We start from the raw sequence: 17,222 nt of genomic DNA on the forward strand, positions 1-17,222 counted from the left end.
AAAACAGAGTGCGTTCAGAGCTTGATCCAGTCAGACGCAGCCACCATCTTTTGCGCCTTGATGTCCGCCTGGTACACACGGCCCACGGGGATGGAGTTGCCGCTGATGGTGATGGGCACGCCGATCAGGCCGCCGGTGTCGAAGTCCTTGAGGCTGTTGAGCGCAGCCTTGAGGTTGGCGCCGGTGAGCGGCTTGTTGCCATCGAGGCAGCGCTTGGCCGACTCCAGGAACAGCATCGCTGCCAGAAAGCCCTGCATGTAGGCTGTGCTCTGGTACTCCGGGCGCATGGCGCGGATTTTTTCCAGCATGGGGGCCTTTTCGGTGTCGTAGTAGTAGCGGTAGGGCATCACGCCCATGAAGCCGTCGCCCGCCTCGCCCATCTTCATGACGGTGGAGCTGTCCATGGTCCAGAACGTGCCCATCCACTTGCTCTTCATGCCCTGCTGCTTGCCCTGGGTGATGAACTCGGGGATGGGCGCCAGGATGTAGCCGTGGAAGATGGTGTAGTCGGGCGCGGCACGGCGCAGCTTGATGACCTCGGTGGACACGTCCACGCTGCCTGCGGGCGTCATGATCTTGATGGGCACCGACAGGCCCAGACGCTTGGCCTCGGCTTCGCTTTTTTCAATCGGGTCGCGGCCAAACTCGGAGTCGGAATAGACGAAGGCCACCTTGGCGCCCGGCTTTTCCTTGGCGATGTGCTTGAGCAAGATGCTGAACATCTCGGTGTAGTCGGGACCGACCAGGAACTGGTTGGGGTACTTCTTCGGGTCGTTCAGCTCGGAGGCGAACGAGGCACCGGCCATCAGGATGTTGCCGTTGCGCTCCAGCTCGGGGTTGATGGTTTTGGAAAAACCCGTGGAGTCGCCGTAGTACAGGTTCACCTTGTTCTGGCTGGTGATCTTCTTGAACGTGGCCACCGACACATCGACCTTGTAGCCCGTGTCTTCCGGCACGTACTTCACCTTGCGGCCCTTGATGCCGCCAGCGTCGTTGATGATCTTCACGTAGTCCTGGATACCGGCGTTGATGCCCACGCCCGCAAAGGCGAACACGCCCGTCATGGGAATGGAGCCGCCAATGACGATCTCCTCCGCGCCCTGCGCCAGCACCGACAGCGGGTGCGTGAGTGCGGCGGCACCGGCAGCGGCTGCAGCGCCGCGCATGAAGTTGCGACGTGGATGCGAAAAATGTTGCTGGTCCATGCGTGTCTCCTTGGGTTGGTTATGTGATGGCATGAAAACAAGAAAGGGAAAGAGCGAAGGCAGGTGCTCAACGGCGCATCAATTGCGGAAGGGCCACAGGTGGAAGAAGCGGCGCACGCGGCGCCACACCTCGGCCAGCCCCAGCGGCTCGAACACCAGAAAACCGATGATCAGCGCGCCAAAAATCACCAGGCGCACGGGCGAGAGGAACACCGCCAGGCTGGCGCCGCTGGGCAGCAGATCGACCAGCAGCTTGAGCAGCTCGGGCACCATGGTCATGAACACCGCGCCCAAAATGCCGCCCAGGATGGAGCCCATGCCGCCGACGATGATGGCCGCGAGGAAGAAGATGGACATCGACAGCGGAAAGCTCTCGGGCGTGACCACGCGAAAGAAGTAGGCCCACAGCCCGCCTGCAATGCCGGCGTAGAACGACGACAGGCCAAAGCTCAGCAGCTTGTAGCGCAGCAGGGCAATGCCCAGCACCTCCGCCGAAATGTCGCGGTCGCGGATGGCGATGAAAGCGCGGCCAATGCGCGTGCGAAACAGGTTGGCCGCGCCCAGCAGCATCAGCACCGTCACCGGCACGATGAGCCAGTACAGGCGAAACGAGGTGTCCAAATCCATGCCCAGCACGCGCGCCGGGGCCAGCGACAGCCCGGCCGTGCCGCCGGTGAACTCGAAGTTGGCAAACAGAAAGTGCGCAATGAACGAGGCAGCAATGGTGGCAATCGCCAGGTACAGCCCCTTCACGCGCAGCGACGGAATGCCCACGATGATGCCGCCCAGCATGGCCACCACGCCCCCCGCCAGCAGGTTCAGCAGCATAGGCGTGCCGTAGCGCGTTTGCAAAATGGCCACGGTGTAAGCACCCAGACCCATGAAGGCGGCCTGGCCCAGGCTCACCAGGCCGGTGTAGCCGGTGAGGATGTTCAGCCCTGTGGCACTGGCCACATTGATGGCCACCAGGCAGGCGAGGTAGAGCCAGTAGTCGCTGGCGATGAAGGGAAAGAGCACCAGCAGCACGGCAGCGATGGCGAGCCACGCATGTTGGGTGCGTGAGTCGAACAGCGCCGCGTCGGCGACGTAGCTTTCCTTGAGGGTTCCGATACGCATGGTGATGAGCCCTTAAAGACGTTCGATTTCGTGGGTGCCAAACAGGCCGTAGGGCCGCGCCATCAGGATGACGACCAGCACCACAAAGGTGGCCAGCAGCTTGTATTCGCCGCCCAGGTAGGCCCCGGCCAGCGCCTCCACCAGCCCGATGAGGATGCCGCCCACCAGCGCGCCCAGCACGCTGTCCAGGCCGCCCACGATCACCACCACCAGCACCGACAGGCCGAACACGCCCATGCTGGAAGAGATGCCGCCAATCGAGCCGACGATGATCCCGGAGATGGCCGCCAGCATGGCCGAGGCCACCCAGGCCAGCGAGAACACGCGCGGCACGTTGATGCCCACCGAGTACGCCGCCGCCTGGTCAGACGCCGTGGCACGCAGCGCCACGCCGCCGCGCCAGTAGCGAAACACCAGCAGCACCGCAGCAATGAACACCGCTGCAATCACCGCGCCCCAGAACACCTTGGGCGCAAGGAAGGCGTCGCCCACCATGATGGGGTTGGTGGGCATGAACTCGGGCAGGCGGCGCTGGTCGGCCGTCCAGATCATTTCCACCAGGCCGATGAGCACCGACGACAGGCCCACCGTGACCATGAACACCGAAATCGGCGGCTCGCCCAGCAGCGGGCGGATGATGGTGCGCTCGATCACCGCGCCCAGCAGGCCGCAGGCCAGCACCGCCGCCGGAATGGCCAGCCACAGCGGCAGCGCCCACATGGCGGCGAAGGTGAAGAACAAATAGCCCCCGGCCATGAGCATTTCGCCAATGGCAATGTTCACCACGCGCGTGGCCTTGTAGACCATGACGAAGGCCAGCGCGGCGAGCGCGTACAGGCCGCCGCTGGCAATGCCGGTGAGGCTGATTTCAAACAGGTAGGCCCAGTCCATCATGCGGCGGCTCCAGCGGAAGTGGGGATGCGGGCGGCGGCGCGCAGCTTGGCGCGCAGCTCATCGACGTTGCCCGAGCCCAGGTAAGCGCGGTTGACCTCGGGGTCGGCCTGCACCACGGCGGGCACGCCCTGCGAAATCACCTGGCCGAAGTTGAGCACCACCACGTGGTCGGACAGGTCCATCACCATGCCCATGTCGTGCTCCACCATCAGCACCGTCACGCCCCATTCGGCACGCACGTCGAGGATGAAGCGCGCCATGTCTTCGGTCTCCTCGCGGTTCATACCGGCCACCGGCTCGTCGAGCATCAAAATTTCCGGCTGCATGGCCAGGGCGCGCGCCATTTCCACGCGCTTTTGCAGGCCGTAGGACAGGGCCGAGACGGGCGCGTGGCGAATGTGGTCGATTTCGAGGAAGTCGATGATGCGTTCCTCAATGTCGCGGCGCAGCTCGGCCTCTTCGCGGCGCGCGCGGCCCATATAGAACAGCGCGTCGAACACATTGGTTTTCAGGTGCGCGTGGCGGCCCAGCTTGATGTTGTCCAGCACCGTCATGCCGCGGAACAGCGCAATGTTCTGAAAGCTGCGCCCCAGGCCCATCTTGGCGCGCTGCGGCGCTGGGATGCGTGTGATGTCCTGGCCACGGAAGCGGATGCTGCCGCTGGTGGGGCGGTAAAAGCCCGAAATGGTGTTGAACAGCGAGGTCTTGCCCGCGCCGTTGGGCCCAATCACAGCGGTGATAGAGCCCGGCTGCACGCCAAAGCCCACACCCGACAGCGCGCGCACGCCGCCGAAGGCCAGCGTCACATCGCTGACTTGCAACAAAGGCGGGGCGCTCGGGCGGTGGCCGGGCGCATGCGTTGTCTCCATGGAACTCCTCTACGGGTTTGCTCGCTGATAGGGTTGCCTACTTTGACGTAAGCTTGTTACTCAGAAGTAGATTTTGCGGCTTTTGCAGTTTTGCAAAATCCGTACTTACCCGCAAACGGTTCGGCAGCACCATGGCAACCAGACGCCCCCCACTTTCTTCCTCTTCTCCCTCGGCTCCTTCACCTACCCCCGCAGCGCAGGCGGCAGCGCCGCGCAGGCGCCGGGTGGCCAAGGCGGCGCCACCGCCGCCCGCGTCGCCCTGGGTGGCGGCCAGCGGGCGTGAACAGCAGCGCGAAGCCAAGCGCAACGCCGTGCTGACCACCGCTGCACAAATGTTCAACGAACGCGGCTTTCATGCCACTTCGCTCGACGACATTGCCGCGCGCCTGAACGTCACCAAGCCCACGCTGTACTACTACGTGAAGAACAAGGATGAAATCCTGCTGGAGTGCGTGAAAAAGGGCTTGCACATGACGCTCGACGGCATCGAGGCCTCACGCGCCGCCGGGGGCAACGCGGTGGACCAGTTGCGCGCGTGCATGCAGGTGTATGCCGACATCGTCACCCAGCCGTTTGGCATGTGCATCATCCGCATTGGTGACGAAGAGGTGCCCGAGCCCAGCCGCACCGAGCTGCGCAGCATGAAGTCCGAGATCGACCAGGCGTTTCGCCGCCTGGTGGCGCAGGGCGTGCAGGAAGGCACGCTCGCCCCGTGCGACCCCAAGATGACGGCCTTTGTGATTGCCGGTGCACTGAGCTGGATCGGCCGCTGGTACCAGAGCGGAGGCGAATACAGCGCTGCCCAAGTGGCTGAGCAGTGCATTGGCACGCTGATGCACGGCGTGCTGGGCCCGGGCCCAGGCCCAGGCCGTACCGCAGGAGATGATTAAGGCAACGCTGATTAAGGTCCACCGTTGAGGGGGGTCAAACGTTATCCGCAGATGAAGCAGCAGACCCTGGCAATGGCCGCAGATCAAGACAACGGATTCGAGCATTCGCGCAAGCCCACCCGACGTGAAGAGTTCTTGCGGACCATGGAGACAATAGTGCCTTGGGCCGCCCTGTGCCAGGTGATAGAGCCGCACTACCCCAAGGCAGGCAACGGCCGCCCGCCCATTGGCCTAGAGCGCATGCTGCGCATCCATTTCCTGCAGCACTGGTTCAACCTGGCCGATCTGGCGTGCGAGGAGGCTCTGTATGACAGTGCCAGTCTGCGCCGCTTTGCGGGCATTGACCTGGGCCGCGAGCGCGTGCCCGATGCCACCACGCTGCTGAAGTTTCGCAAACTGCTCCATGAGCACAAACTGGGCGAAGCCCTGTTTGCCAAGGTAGGCCAGCAATTGCAGGAGCGCGGCTTGAAGGTCAATACCGGCACCATCGTGGATGCCACCATCATCGCCGCGCCCAGTTCTACCAAGAACGCCGACAAGGCGCGCGACCCCGACATGCACCAGACCCGCAAAGGCCAGCAATGGTATTTCGGCATGAAGCTGCACATTGGGGTGGACAGCCAAAGCGGGCTGGCGCACAGCGCCGTGGTGACGGCGGCCAACGTGCACGACAAACACCCACTGCCCGATCTGCTGCATGGCAATGAGCGACGCGTGTACGGCGACTCGGCCTATGCCAGCCAGAAAACACTGATAGCGAGCAAAGCCCCCAGGGCCAAGGACTTCACCAACCAGCGCACCCGCCGTGCGGGCGAGGTGGACGAAGTTCAGCGGGCCAAGAACCGCAACAAGTCACGGGTGCGCGCTCGGGTCGAGCATGTCTTTGCGGTGGTAAAGCGCCTGTGGGGATTCACCAAGGTGCGCTATCGCGGGCTGCAAAAGAACGCCACGCGTGCGTTCACGGCCTTGGCGCTGGCCAACATCTACCTTGCCCGAGGGCGCCTGCAGGGACAGGTGCGCCCGTAAGGGTCCGAAAGGGGCTCAAAGGCTCCCGAAACAGGCCCTGTGGGGCAAAGCACAGTATCTTTGCGGGCCATTTGGCATTCAAATGGCTGTGCGATGGATATGACGTTACTTGTTCAGCATTGCCTTAAGCGGCCGCTTGCAAGGGTTGGAAATTTTCCAGCGCTTCGAAGAGCAACGCCACTTTGGCCGAATCGAAAACTCCATCCGGGCCATGGGTGTGGATATCGGTGAACGGCGATTCGTACAAGCGCGCTGGCGGCATTGCGCCATGTTCGGTCAGGTGCTGCACGATCTCTTCAATGAACTGCAGTTGGCTGGCAGTGGCCGTGCCTGCCTCGACCAGGGCACTGAAGGCCGCTGCCGCAGCTTCGCGGTCCAGCCCCACCAGTGATCGCACAAACACCGGCAGGCTGGTGTGCAGCGTACGCGCGCGCTCGATGTCGCCATCGGTGCCGCTCGCCTCGTGCAGCAGGGCTTCCAGCTCTTGCAGATCCGCCGCCGTCAGGGGCTGGTTGCGGCGCAGCTTGTGCAGCGCCAGCCGGTCTTCATGGGCGCGCAAAAACACCTTGGCCTTGGCGCGAAAACGGTCAAAGTCCACCGCGCTCGCCACCAGGGGCAAGTCCACCTCGGTGGTCTCGCCAATGGCGTCTTCAAAGTCGGTGTAGACCACGGTGCGCCCGCCCTTTTCGATGAGCTTGATGAGGCTGCGCAGCTTGCGCCGTGCCTGCTCCAGCATGGGCAAGGTCACGTCCTGCCACCACTCGTCGCCCGCCACGGCCTCGATCAGCAGCAGGTGCTCACGCACGCTGGGCACGTTGGCCAGCTCCAGCAGGCTGGCGGCCAGTTGCTGCACCTTGGTTTGCAGGCGGGCCAGGGCCGGTTCGCTGCGTAGCAGGGCCAGCTGGGTGTTCAGCAGCAGGGCGTCAAAGCGCTTGGCATCTTCGTCATCGTCGCGAACAGCGGTGGGCAGGCCTGACAGGTGCGCTGCCACCTCGGCCAGTTGCTCGGCAGTGGGGCGCTTCCAGGCATCCGGCTGCGCCCAGGCCTCCACCCAGCGGCGCTGTGGCCTCACCACAAAGTTGTCCAGCGACATGCCCGCCACCATGCTGTGCAGCAGACCAGCTGTGTCGTGGCGAATGGCGGCCTCGGTCAGCACGGGCGATCGTTGCGCCGCTTCGGCCACGCCGTGGCTGGGCAAACTGGATAAGCGCTTGTCGAGCACTTCAATCAGCTCCAGCCGCGCATTGAACAGCCGCTGCGACAGCGGCGAGGCCACCGCGCCCTCACTGCCCTCCAGCTCCTGGCTGAAAAACTCCAGGTTCTGGCAGAAGTCGAAGATGAAAAAGTCCTTCTTGTCCTGCCCCGGCCCATACAGCTCTTTGCACAGCCGGGTGCCGCGTCCCACCATCTGCCAGAACTTGGCCTTGGAGCGCACGATTTTGAAGAACACCAGGTTCACCACCTCGGGCACGTCGATGCCGGTATCCAGCATGTCCACCGAAATCGCGATGTGCGGGGCATCGTTCTTTTTAGAGAAGTCATCGATGAGCGACTGCACGCACTCAGTCTTGAACGTGATGACCCGCGCAAACACGCCCTTGCGGTCGGGGTAGTTCGCATCAAAGCGTTCCTGGATGAACTCAGCGTGCTTCTGGTTCTTGGCAAAGATGATGGTTTTGCCCAGCCGGTCGCCGCCCGCCACCTTGTGGCCGCGCTCCATCAGCAGGGCCAGCATCTTGTCCACGGTGTCGGTGTTGAAGAGCCACTGGTTGACCGCCTCGGCGCTGACTTCCTCGGGCGGCTCGCCGCCGTCCTCGTCCCATTCCAGCGCATCCCACTGGTCTTTTTCGTCGTCGCTCAGCTCGTCATACCGAATGCCCTGGCGCTGGAATTTCAGCGGCACTGAAATCGCCTTGGGCGGGGCCAGGTAGCCCTCGGCAATGGCGTCATCCAGGCCATAGGCGTCCGTGGGCACGCAGCTTTCCAGGCCAAACAGGCTGTAGGTGTTGCGGTCGATCTCGTCCTTGGGTGTGGCCGTCAGGCCCACCAGCAGCGCGTCAAAGTAGCTGAAGATGGCGCGGTATTTTTGGTAGATGGAGCGGTGGGCTTCGTCCACCACGATCAGGTCAAAGTGCCCCACGCCAAAGCGGCGCTGCCCGCCGCCCGCGCTCTCGTTGATGAGCCCCATCATCGTGGGATAGGTGGACACATACACCCGCCCCTCGGTGGCGCGGTCGGTCACCAGGTTCACCGGTGCCGCATCGGGCAAGTGGGCCTTGAAGGCGTTGACGGCCTGGTTCACCAGTGCCACGCGGTCGGCCAGAAACAGCACGCGCTTGGCCCAGCCTGCGCGCATCAGCAAATCCACCAGCGCAATCACCGTGCGGGTTTTGCCTGCGCCCGTGGCCATCACCACCAGGGCCTTGCGGTGCTGGTCGCGCTCAAAGGTCTCCAGCACGCGGCGAATGGCGCGCTGCTGGTAGTGGCGCTCCACAATGCCCGCCGCAATCGGCAGGTTGGCCAGCGGCTTGCGCGTGGTGCGGCGCTGGTGCATCAGCTCCAGCTCGTCCCGCGTGTGAAAGCCTTGCACAGGGCGGGGCGGGCTGGTGGTGTCGTCCCACATCCAGTGTTCATAACCGTTGGTGCCGTAGATCACGGGGCGGTGGCCGGTGCTTTTTTCCAGGCAGTCGGCATACAGGCGGGCCTGCTGCTGGCCCTCTTGGGCACTGCGGCGGGTGCGCTTGGCTTCCACCAGGGCCAAGGGCCGCTCGCCGCTCCACAGCACATAGTCCACGCGGCCCTGGCCTTGGCCGTTGGGCATGCCCTGTACTTCAAATTCACGGTCGCGCTTCTGGTCCAGCGCCCAGCCGGCTTCTTTCAGCAGCAGGTCAATGAACAGGTCGCGCGTGGCGGCCTCGTTGTAGTCGTGCGCGGTGGCGGGCTGCGCTGCGTTGGCGGCCTTGGCGGCGGCAATTTCGGCGCGGTAGCGGGCCAGTTCCGCATCCAGTTCTGCATTGCGGGCTGCTGCTTCGCGCAGGGCGGCATCGCGCTCGGCCAGGGCCTGGGCTTGTTTGGCTAACGCCTCTTGCGCGGCGGCCTGGGCGGCGCTGCTGGCCGCTTGTTCTTGGGCAGAGTCGATAGCGGCAGGGCGTGGCAGCAGATCGGCGCGAAACTGCAGCCCCGCCGCAGGCCGATCACCCACCCGGCGCGCGTAGTGCTGCGCCAGCCAGAAGGCCACATGGAACAGCTCGCGCAGCGCGGCCAGGGCATCTTGCGGTGGCACCGGGCGGGCGTGGTGCACGGCCTGGTTGCCCAGGCGGCGAATCACATCCATCTTGGCGTGCACCGCGCTGCCCACCAGTTGCTGAAAGCTGGGCTCAAACAGGTATGCCGACAAATCCGCCTTGTACGGCATGCGCAGGCAGCCATCCCGGCCCCCTTCGGCCTGGTAGAGCCAGGCCACGGCCAGCTCCAGCGTGCGGCGGGCGTAAAAGCAGGCGGTGCGCGGGTCGGCATGGGCAGCGGCCTCGGCACGGCGGGCTTCGGCCAGCAGGTCGGGCCAGTCGGGTTGCAGGAAGGCGAAGTTGGATGGCGCTGTGCTCATGCACTCTCTCCCTGTTCGTTTTTTGCGGGTGGTTTAGACCAGCCCTCGATGTTCAGCGTCAATCCCAGCCCGCACACCAGCAAAACCAATTTTTGCAGCGAACAACTCTCTGGGTGGCTCTCTGCATCACGAATGAACGACGGGCTGACATTGCACACGGCGGCTGTTTGTGAACGTGTCATGCCTTGGCGCTTGCGTTCAGTGGCAAGGGCTTGGGCCAGTTGGGCAGAGTTGGTAGGCGTGAGGTTCATTTTTGTCCCTATGAGAGCAATCTCGATACCGAATCAGCTTTTTTGGTCGCTTTTGCTCTTATGAGGACACTTTAAGTGATGGGCTGTGCTTCACAGGCCATGGGTAGTCTTTTTGCAAAGGCTCATCTCCGCCCGGTTGCTCAAGGATGCGCTGGCGGCTGGTGTCATCCGCCTGGAGGATGAAGCTGCGGCGCCCAAGCTGCGCCGCTATGTGCCGCACTGGGCCTGATTTGTTTGATGGGTATTTGATGAAACGGCGTCATCGAAGCGACTTTTTCAAAAATTCCCTTTATCGACAACAAGTTAGCAAAGGCTGCTTGTTTGACGGGTACTTGATCGAGGTGCCCATTGCTCGTCCGGAGCGCTGGGCGTGTGTCGCTTGCTGCCGTCCCCGCCCAACACTGAAAAGGCCAAGCTTTGGTGCCCTCACAGATGAGGGCACCACCGGCTAATTCATTGAATCCATTGGGAAGTTCAGGGATTTTCCCTTTGCCCCAGCTCGTGGTCGTTCTTCACAACTGCCCCGCAAACGCCCGCTGCTGCAGCGAGGCAAACAGCGCATCCAGCGCGGCCAGGGCGCGGCGGTGGGTGGCTTTGACGGCTTCGATGGAGGCGATGTGGGTGGCGGCAGCAATCATGTTGCAGCACCGTCCGCCAGCAGAGCAGCCACCAGCGTACGCAGCTGGGGCAAATCCGCGTGAATCGTGTTCCAGACCAGCTCGTAGTCCACCTTGAAGTAGCCGTGCGCCACGCGGTTGCGCATGGTGTACATCAGCGCCCATGGCACCTGGGCGTGGCGTGTGGCAAAGGCGGGGTGCAGCTTCTCGACGTTGTGGGCGGCTTCGCCCAGGATTTCGAAATTGCGCACCACGGCGTCTTGCGTTTTTTCGTCGGCCAGAAAAGCATCTTCGGCCATGCCGTCCACATACCGGTGAATACGGTCGATGGCTTCCACGATGTGGGCCAGATAGTCGGGCACCCGCAGTGCGTCGGTTTTGCTCACAGTGCCTGCGCCTGCGCAATGACCTGGTCGCGGAACTTGGCGGGCAGGCCTTTGGGGGTGAGCACATCCACCGGGATGCCCAGCAGTTGCCCCAGTTCGAGCTGGATCTTGGCGATGTCCATGAGCGTGGTCTCGGGCGTGGGCTCCACCAGAATGTCCAGGTCGCTGCCTTCTGTGTCATGGCCATGCACCACCGAGCCGAACACGCGCACGTTGGTCACGCGGTGGCTCAGGGCAATGGCGCGAATAGCGTCGCGGTGGGTGTGCAGAGCGGTGGATGGGCGCATGGCGAGGGCTCCTGGGTGCAAGGGGAAACTTGTATCACAACGCCCCCGCAAACGCTCGCTGCTGCAGCGAGGCAAACAGCGCATCCAGCGCGGCCAGGGCGCGGCGGTGGGTGGCTTTGAGGGCTTCGATGGCGGCGATGCGGGTGGCGAAGGTTTGTTGGAGGGGGAAGGGGGGCAGCGGAATACTGAGCCCGCGCAATATTGCGAGATTGATGTTCTTCTGTGCTGACTCCGGCGCGGAGTCTTCAAGGGCCTTCTGTAGAAACGAAAGCCACACCCGGACGTATTCGACCGTAGCCGGGTCATCTGCTTGAAAGCCGACCACGCTATCGGGGAAGCAGGCGTCAAAAGTCAAGATTCCAGTTTTCGCGATGTTGGCTGCAATCGTGATGCAAAGCGTGCCCGCGGGCCACATCTTGCTTTGCCGTAGTCCCAAGTCCGAATAGGTACTCGTGTAACTGCGTATGTAGCCATCGCAGTTAGCAACTTCTCCGGTCTGTACCAGTGGGTGTTTGCCACCGAGAAGCTCAGGCGCGTTGCGTGGGCGATGCTTCGAGATGCCGCGATCAAGTTTGCCAACTTCCCCAAACTTCGGCGTGGGCCATCCCTTCGGATTCGCCACCGGGTCCCCAAACATATCGAGAAAGAAGGACTGGGTGAGGCTGCCCTGCAGGGCCAGGGCGGTGCGGCGTTGGGTGCGGAGGGTTTCGGCCTGGTCGAGGATGGCGGCGATGCGGCGTTGTTCTTCCAGCGGGGGAATCCGCACAGGAATCGTTCTCAAGTTTCCAATCGATACGCTGGCTTGATTCACAGCTTTATTGACAAAGTTGGAAAGCCGATCACGAAAACTTGGGCTGCGAATCAGATACTTTGCAAACTCGGGTGTCACTTGGGTGGGATCGGGGCGAAAGCAAAGTAAGTTCATGCCGTGAACCAGTTGCTCAGGCACACCGCGATAAACGGCGCACTTGCCGATGTGTTCAACGCTGTTGATGTGGCTGAACAAAATGTCGCCTTCGTGCAGAAGCCAATCTTTGCAAGCATCAAGCGACAAGCCGGCGTATCCGACTCTTGTAGGGTCTATTGACGAATCAGCAATGGTTTCAATCCGCGATATAGGTAAACCATCGCCAGATTTGTCTTGCTTGATGCTCATGCCATTTCGCATGAACTGGAAGATTTCGCCGAATTCAACCGTCTTCACTTCAGCATCCCCTCCAACACCCCCATCCCCCGCGCAATCTCGTCTTCCAGCGCCCGCAGCTCCGCCAAGATCTCCTCCGGCGCCCGGTGCTGCACTTGCGCATGCACCACTTCCTTGTAGCGGTTGATGCTCAGGTCATAGCCGTTGGCTTCAATGTCGGCCTTGGGAACGCAAAAGCTTTGCGCGGTGCGGGGGCGCTCGCGTTCGCTGCTGTGGCGCTGCGCCCAGCGGGTTAGCACGTCGGGCAGGTTGTTTTTGGCGTGCTCTGCTTCTGATAGCTGCTCGCGCTTGTCCAGTAAGGGCTGGAGGCCTAAAAGGCTTGTATCCAGCAGGGGCTGGCGTTTGTCGTCCAGGCTCCAGCCATCGGCCTGCATGTCATAGAACCACACGTGGTCGGTGCCGCCGCTCATGGTTTTGGTGAAGAGCAGGATGGCGGTGCTGACGCCCGCATAGGGCTTGAACACGCCGCCGGGCAGGCTGATGACGGCGTCGAGCTTTTGCTCTTCCACCAGCTTGCGGCGCAACTCCTTGTGGGCCTTGCTGCTGCCAAACAGCACGCCGTCGGGCACGATGACGGCGGCGCGCCCGCCGGTTTTGAGCAGGCGCAGGAACAGGGCCAAAAACAGCAGCTCGGTCTTTTTGGTTTTGACGGTTTGCTGCAAGTCTTTGGCGGTGTTTTCGTAGTCGAGGCTGCCCGCAAAGGGCGGGTTGGCCAGGATGAGGCTGTAAGCCTCGGCATCCCCCGCCGCGCCTTCGGCGAGGGAGTCGCGGTACTCGATGGCGGGGTGCTCCACGCCGTGCAGCACCATGTTCATGCTGCCAATGCGCAGCATGGTGTTGTCAAAGTCGTAGCCGTGGAACATGCCGTTGTGGAAGTGCGCGTTTTGCGCGGGCACACGCAGCATGTCGGGGTAGGTGCGGCGCAGGTATTCGCCTGCGGCGACTAGGAATCCGCAGGTGCCTGAAGCCGGATCGCAAATGGTGTCTTGCGGTGTGGGGGCCGTCAGGGCCACCATCAAGTCGATGATGTGGCGCGGCGTGCGGAACTGGCCGTTTTGCCCGGCAGAGGCGATTTTGCCGAGCATGTATTCGTACAGGTCGCCCTTGGTGTCGCGGTCGTCGAGCGGAATGGTGTCGAGCAAGTCCACCACTTTGGCCAGCAGGCCGGGCGTGGGGATGGTGAAGCGGGCACCTTGCATGTGGCGGGCAAAGGCAGATTCAGCTGCCGGGCCGCCCGAGGTTTGCAGGCCACGCAGGAAGGGGAAGACCTGGTTGCTGAGCACGTCGAACATTTCGGCAGGCGCCATGTTCTTGAAGCGGGACCAGCGCATGTTGTCGTGCGGGCGGCCTTGCGCATCCACGCCTGCGGGGATGAGGCGCACGGGCTGGGTTTTGAGGCGCAGGGCTTTGTTGTCTTCGCGGGTCTGGTCGCTGTCGAGCGCGCGCAGAAAGAGCAGGTAGGTGATCTGCTCGATGACTTCAATGGGGTTGGCGATGCCGCCGGACCAGAAGGCGTTCCAGACTTGATCGACTTTGTTGCGCAGGTCACCGGTGAGCATGGGGGCAGTCTGTAAGGGGCTGTGGGAAAGCCTGCGAGTCTGCCATGCAGCGAAGGGCTGCAGCGCGTGGGGCGGGGGTTTTAGGTGTTTTTGGCCTCTGGCGCTTATTAGATAAGCGCAGGCAGCTATTTATTTGATAGCAATCTGTTCAGCGTGGCGGCTTGTCACTCCATGCACCCAGCCCGCCCCAGCCAGATCGTCCAGGATGGGGCAGTCCGGTCGGTCGTCCCCCTGGCAGCAGCCCACCAGGGTTTGCAGGGTGCGTTGCATGGCCTGCATGGCGGCGATGCGCTGGGTGAGCTGGTCGATGTGGCTTTGGGCGATGCGCTTGACCTGCGCGCTGGTGCGGCTGCGGTCGTGCCACAGGGCCAGCAGGGTGGCGATTTCCTCAATGGAGAAGCCCAGGTCGCGCGCGCGGCGGATGAAGTGCAGGCTGTGCACATCGGCCTCGGTGTATTGGCGGTAGCCACCTTCAGAGCGGGCCACGCCTTGCAGCAGGCCCAGCGATTCGTAATGCCGCACCATGCGAGCCGACACGCCCGCCAGGCGCGCGGCTTCGCTGATGGGCACGGGCCAAGCCTGTGGGGCGGGGCTGCGGCGTGGGCTGAGCGGGTTCATGCGGCGACGGCGTAGCCTTCTTCGGCAATGGCGGCGGCCAGTTGCTCGCGCGGGGCGGCGCTTTGCACCTGCACCTGGCCGCTGGCGCGGTCGATCTGCACTGTGGCGGCGGGGTCCACCTGCTGGATGGCTTGCGTAACGGCGCGCTCGCAGTGGCCGCATGTCATGCCCTGGACCTGGAAAGTTTGCGTTTGCATGGAAAAACTCCTGTGGATGGTTGGCGGGTGGGATTCACCCTGCATCCGATCATGAACCTTCACATCATGTCATGGTCAAGCCCCTTTAAAAATGCCTTGACCTTGCCATGGCGTCAAGGATTACTGTCGGGCCTATGACTATGAATACCACCCAACCTACCTCCGAAGGGGCCCAGTCGCTGGACCTGGGCATTGGCGGCATGACCTGCGCGAGCTGCGTGGGCCGTGTGGAACGCGCGTTGCGCAAGGTGCCGGGCGTGCAGGATGCGACGGTGAACCTGGCCACCGAATCGGCGCGCATTACCTACACCGTGCCCGATGGCACCGACGCTGCGGCCCTGCAGGCACTGGTGCGGCGGGCGGTGCGCAATGCGGGCTACGAGCCGCGCGCGGCCGATGCCACCGATGCGCCCGAAGACGCATCGCCCTGGGCGGGCTTTTTGCCCGTGGCGGTGGGGCTGGCGCTGTCGGCGCCGCTGGTGCTGCCCATGGTGGGCGACCTGTTTGGCCAGCATTGGATGTTGCCGGCCTGGGTGCAGTTTCTGCTGGCCACGCCGGTGCAGTTCATTCTGGGTGCCCGCTTCTACAAGGCAGGCTGGGCGGCGGCCAAGGCCTTGAGCGGCAACATGGATTTGCTGGTGGCGGTGGGCACCAGCGCGGGCTGGGGCTTGTCGATGTGGCTGTGGCTGACGGCGCCGACCGATCACCCTGGCCATGTGCCGCACCTGTACTTTGAGGCATCGGCCGTGGTGGTCACGCTGGTGCTGCTGGGCAAGTGGCTGGAGGCGCGGGCCAAGCGGCAGACCACCGCTGCCATCCGCGCGCTGCACGCCCTGCGGCCGGATGTGGTGCACCTGCTGTCGAAAACCGGCGAGGTGGACGTGCCCGTGGCCGAGGTGATGGTGGGCGACCGGCTGGTGGTGCGCCCTGGCGAGCGCATTCCGGCCGATGGGGTGGTGACCGAGGGACAGACGCAGGTGGATGAATCGATGCTGACCGGCGAGCCGCTGCCGGTGGCGCGCGAGCTGGGCGGGCGGCTGACGGGCGGCTCCATCAACGGCGATGGCCGCATCGTGATGCAGGTGCAGGCGGTGGGCTCTGAAACCGTGCTGGCCCAGATCATCCGCCTGGTGGAAGACGCGCAGGCCGCCAAGGCGCCGCTGCAGCGCCTGGTGGACAAGGTATCGGCCGTGTTCGTGCCCGTGGTGCTGGGGCTGGCATTGATCACGCTGCTGGGCTGGCTGTGGGCGGGTGCGGGCACGGAGGCGGCGCTGATCCACGCCGTGGCAGTGCTGGTGATTGCCTGCCCCTGCGCCCTGGGGCTGGCCACACCGGCGGCCATCATGGCGGGCACGGGCGTGGCGGCGCAGCACGGCATTCTGATCAAGGACGTGCAGGCGCTGGAGGTGGCCCACCGGGTGGACACCGTGGCGTTTGACAAGACGGGCACGCTGACCGTGGGCCAGCCCCGGCTGGTGGCACTGGAGCTGGCTGCGGGGGCTGATGAGGCCGCTGTGCTGGCAGCTGTGGCCGGTGTGCAAAGCGGCAGCGAACACCCCCTGGCGCGCGCCGTGGTGGCAGCGGCTGCGCAGCGCGGCATGGCACCTGAAGCGGCCGATGGCGTGCGTGCCGTGCCAGGGCGGGGCACCGAAGGGGTGGTGCAGGGCCAGACCTGGCACATTGGCAGCCTGCGCTGGATGCAGGAGCTGGGCGTGCCCGTGCTGCCTGCAGCCGCTGGCGAGGGCGCTGCCAACGCGGGCCCGCTGGCGCAGCGTGCGCTGGCGTTGCAGCAAGAGGGCTTTACCGTGTCGGCCGTGGCCGGGCCCACGCCGCAGGGTTTGCGGGTGCTGGCGTTGCTGGCCTTTGGCGACGAGCCCAAGCCCGGCGCACGTGAGGCGTTGGCTGCGCTGAAGGCCCGGGGCATTCGCACGGTGATGATTTCGGGGGACAACCGGGGCGCGGCCGAGGCCATGGCGCGCCGCCTGGGATTGGACCCTGCTGCGGGCGAGGTGATGGCCGAGGTGCTGCCCGGCGACAAGGCTGCGCAGATCCAGTTGTTGCAGCGCGGCAACGCTGCAAATGTAAAAAGTGGGGCGGGCTCTGCCCCCCAGCCCCGCATTGTGGCGATGGTAGGCGACGGCGTGAACGATGCCCCGGCCCTGGCCGCTGCCGACGTGGGCATGGCCATGGGCAATGGCACCGATGTGGCCATGCATGCGGCGGGCATCACGCTGATGCGCGGCGACCCGATGCTGGTGGCTGCGGCGCTGGACATCTCCCACCGCACGGTGAGCAAGATCCGCCAGAACCTGTTCTGGGCGTTTGCATACAACGTGGCGGGCATCCCGCTGGCCGCGCTGGGCTACCTCAGCCCCGTGGTGGCGGGGGCGGCCATGGCCCTCAGTTCGGTGAGCGTGATGGCAAACGCCCTGCTACTCAAACGCTGGCGCATGTGATAAACCGCAATGGTCGGCGGCCTGGATGTCTGGCAAACTGCAA

16 protein-coding genes are annotated in these 17,222 nt (G+C 63.9%); 3 read left to right on the forward strand and 13 right to left on the reverse strand.

Features of this window, described 5'->3' with window-relative positions; genetic code table 11:
• Positions 1–14: 14 nt before the first annotated feature.
• The 4 genes from BDD18_RS18625 to BDD18_RS18640 all read right to left on the reverse strand — a co-directional run bounded on the left by BDD18_RS18625 (position 15) and on the right by BDD18_RS18640 (position 4,084).
• Positions 15–1,205, reverse strand: a complete 1,191-nt coding sequence (locus tag BDD18_RS18625) for an ABC transporter substrate-binding protein (RefSeq protein WP_066695141.1) — start codon at positions 1,203–1,205, stop codon at positions 15–17.
• Positions 1,206–1,283: 78 nt separating this feature from the next.
• Positions 1,284–2,321 (reverse strand): branched-chain amino acid ABC transporter permease, encoded by a 1,038-nt coding sequence (locus BDD18_RS18630; protein WP_066695143.1) that lies wholly within the window; start codon positions 2,319–2,321, stop codon positions 1,284–1,286.
• 12 nt (positions 2,322–2,333) lie between these two features.
• The gene (locus BDD18_RS18635) at positions 2,334–3,215 is read right to left on the reverse strand and encodes a branched-chain amino acid ABC transporter permease (protein WP_066695145.1); all 882 of its coding nucleotides are present in this window, start codon (positions 3,213–3,215) and stop codon (positions 2,334–2,336) included.
• Positions 3,212–4,084, reverse strand: coding sequence for an ABC transporter ATP-binding protein (locus BDD18_RS18640; RefSeq protein WP_066695146.1), 873 nt, complete (start codon positions 4,082–4,084; stop codon positions 3,212–3,214). The genes BDD18_RS18635 and BDD18_RS18640 overlap by 4 nt, the downstream gene beginning before the upstream one ends.
• Positions 4,085–4,215: 131 nt before the next feature.
• Here BDD18_RS18640 and BDD18_RS18645 point away from each other — a divergent pair, with 131 nt between their 5' ends.
• A complete protein-coding gene (locus tag BDD18_RS18645; RefSeq protein ID WP_082758746.1) occupies positions 4,216–4,974 on the forward strand; it encodes a TetR/AcrR family transcriptional regulator in 759 nt (252 codons plus the stop codon).
• 51 nt (positions 4,975–5,025) lie between these two features.
• Positions 5,026–6,000 carry an IS5 family transposase gene (locus BDD18_RS18650; RefSeq protein ID WP_142085106.1) on the forward strand — a complete coding sequence of 325 codons (975 nt, stop codon included), beginning with the start codon at positions 5,026–5,028 and terminating at the stop codon, positions 5,998–6,000.
• Between the two features lie 124 nt (positions 6,001–6,124).
• Here BDD18_RS18650 and BDD18_RS18655 read toward each other — a convergent pair whose 3' ends face one another.
• The 9 genes from BDD18_RS18655 to BDD18_RS18695 form a co-directional block, all read right to left on the reverse strand.
• On the reverse strand, positions 6,125–9,604 hold the full coding sequence (locus tag BDD18_RS18655) for a DEAD/DEAH box helicase family protein (protein WP_142085108.1): 3,480 nt from the start codon (positions 9,602–9,604) through the stop codon (positions 6,125–6,127).
• Positions 9,601–9,855, reverse strand: coding sequence for a helix-turn-helix domain-containing protein (locus BDD18_RS18660; RefSeq protein WP_066695698.1), 255 nt, complete (start codon positions 9,853–9,855; stop codon positions 9,601–9,603). Before BDD18_RS18660 ends, BDD18_RS18655 begins: the two co-directional genes overlap by 4 nt.
• A gap of 512 nt (positions 9,856–10,367) precedes the next feature.
• On the reverse strand, positions 10,368–10,493 hold the full coding sequence (locus BDD18_RS22785; RefSeq protein WP_276491099.1) for a hypothetical protein: 126 nt from the start codon (positions 10,491–10,493) through the stop codon (positions 10,368–10,370).
• A complete protein-coding gene (locus BDD18_RS18670) occupies positions 10,490–10,858 on the reverse strand; it encodes a HepT-like ribonuclease domain-containing protein (RefSeq protein WP_066691454.1) in 369 nt (122 codons plus the stop codon). The genes BDD18_RS22785 and BDD18_RS18670 overlap by 4 nt, the downstream gene beginning before the upstream one ends.
• A complete protein-coding gene (locus BDD18_RS18675) occupies positions 10,855–11,145 on the reverse strand; it encodes a nucleotidyltransferase family protein (protein WP_066691456.1) in 291 nt (96 codons plus the stop codon). Before BDD18_RS18675 ends, BDD18_RS18670 begins: the two co-directional genes overlap by 4 nt.
• A 34-nt stretch (positions 11,146–11,179) precedes the next feature.
• Complete coding sequence (locus tag BDD18_RS18680; protein ID WP_142085110.1) at positions 11,180–12,349, reverse strand: restriction endonuclease subunit S; 1,170 nt, start codon at positions 12,347–12,349, stop codon at positions 11,180–11,182.
• On the reverse strand, positions 12,346–13,908 hold the full coding sequence (locus BDD18_RS18685) for a type I restriction-modification system subunit M (protein WP_142085113.1): 1,563 nt from the start codon (positions 13,906–13,908) through the stop codon (positions 12,346–12,348). Before BDD18_RS18685 ends, BDD18_RS18680 begins: the two co-directional genes overlap by 4 nt.
• Positions 13,909–14,037: 129 nt before the next feature.
• Positions 14,038–14,526 carry a Cu(I)-responsive transcriptional regulator gene (gene cueR, locus BDD18_RS18690; RefSeq protein WP_142085115.1) on the reverse strand — a complete coding sequence of 163 codons (489 nt, stop codon included), beginning with the start codon at positions 14,524–14,526 and terminating at the stop codon, positions 14,038–14,040.
• Complete coding sequence (locus BDD18_RS18695) at positions 14,523–14,723, reverse strand: heavy-metal-associated domain-containing protein (RefSeq protein WP_044397188.1); 201 nt, start codon at positions 14,721–14,723, stop codon at positions 14,523–14,525. The genes cueR and BDD18_RS18695 overlap by 4 nt, the downstream gene beginning before the upstream one ends.
• 134 nt (positions 14,724–14,857) lie before the next feature.
• On the opposite strand from BDD18_RS18695, the gene BDD18_RS18700 reads away from it, so the two are divergent.
• Entirely contained in the window at positions 14,858–17,179 is a 2,322-nt protein-coding gene (locus tag BDD18_RS18700) for a heavy metal translocating P-type ATPase (protein WP_420837340.1), read from the forward strand.
• Positions 17,180–17,222: the final 43 nt, after the last annotated feature.

The organism is Acidovorax temperans (assembly GCF_006716905.1).
Lineage (GTDB): Bacteria > Pseudomonadota > Gammaproteobacteria > Burkholderiales > Burkholderiaceae_C > Acidovorax > Acidovorax temperans.

Bases quoted from the DNA above. Each gene is read 5' to 3' on its own strand.
- BDD18_RS18635 (WP_066695145.1), bottom strand. From the start codon at position 3,215: ATGATGGACTGGGCCTACCTGTTTGAAATCAGCCTCACCGGCATTGCC.
- BDD18_RS18650 (WP_142085106.1), top strand. From the start codon at position 5,026: ATGAAGCAGCAGACCCTGGCAATGGCCGCAGATCAAGACAACGGATTC.
- BDD18_RS18655 (WP_142085108.1), bottom strand. From the start codon at position 9,604: ATGAGCACAGCGCCATCCAACTTCGCCTTCCTGCAACCCGACTGGCCC.
- BDD18_RS18630 (WP_066695143.1), bottom strand. From the start codon at position 2,321: ATGCGTATCGGAACCCTCAAGGAAAGCTACGTCGCCGACGCGGCGCTG.
- BDD18_RS18640 (WP_066695146.1), bottom strand. From the start codon at position 4,084: ATGGAGACAACGCATGCGCCCGGCCACCGCCCGAGCGCCCCGCCTTTG.
- BDD18_RS18700 (WP_420837340.1), top strand. From the start codon at position 14,858: ATGACTATGAATACCACCCAACCTACCTCCGAAGGGGCCCAGTCGCTG.
- BDD18_RS18625 (WP_066695141.1), bottom strand. From the start codon at position 1,205: ATGGACCAGCAACATTTTTCGCATCCACGTCGCAACTTCATGCGCGGC.
- BDD18_RS22785 (WP_276491099.1), bottom strand. From the start codon at position 10,493: ATGATTGCTGCCGCCACCCACATCGCCTCCATCGAAGCCGTCAAAGCC.
- BDD18_RS18685 (WP_142085113.1), bottom strand. From the start codon at position 13,908: ATGCTCACCGGTGACCTGCGCAACAAAGTCGATCAAGTCTGGAACGCC.
- cueR (WP_142085115.1), bottom strand. From the start codon at position 14,526: ATGAACCCGCTCAGCCCACGCCGCAGCCCCGCCCCACAGGCTTGGCCC.
- BDD18_RS18675 (WP_066691456.1), bottom strand. From the start codon at position 11,145: ATGCGCCCATCCACCGCTCTGCACACCCACCGCGACGCTATTCGCGCC.
- BDD18_RS18660 (WP_066695698.1), bottom strand. From the start codon at position 9,855: ATGAACCTCACGCCTACCAACTCTGCCCAACTGGCCCAAGCCCTTGCC.
- BDD18_RS18695 (WP_044397188.1), bottom strand. From the start codon at position 14,723: ATGCAAACGCAAACTTTCCAGGTCCAGGGCATGACATGCGGCCACTGC.
- BDD18_RS18645 (WP_082758746.1), top strand. From the start codon at position 4,216: ATGGCAACCAGACGCCCCCCACTTTCTTCCTCTTCTCCCTCGGCTCCT.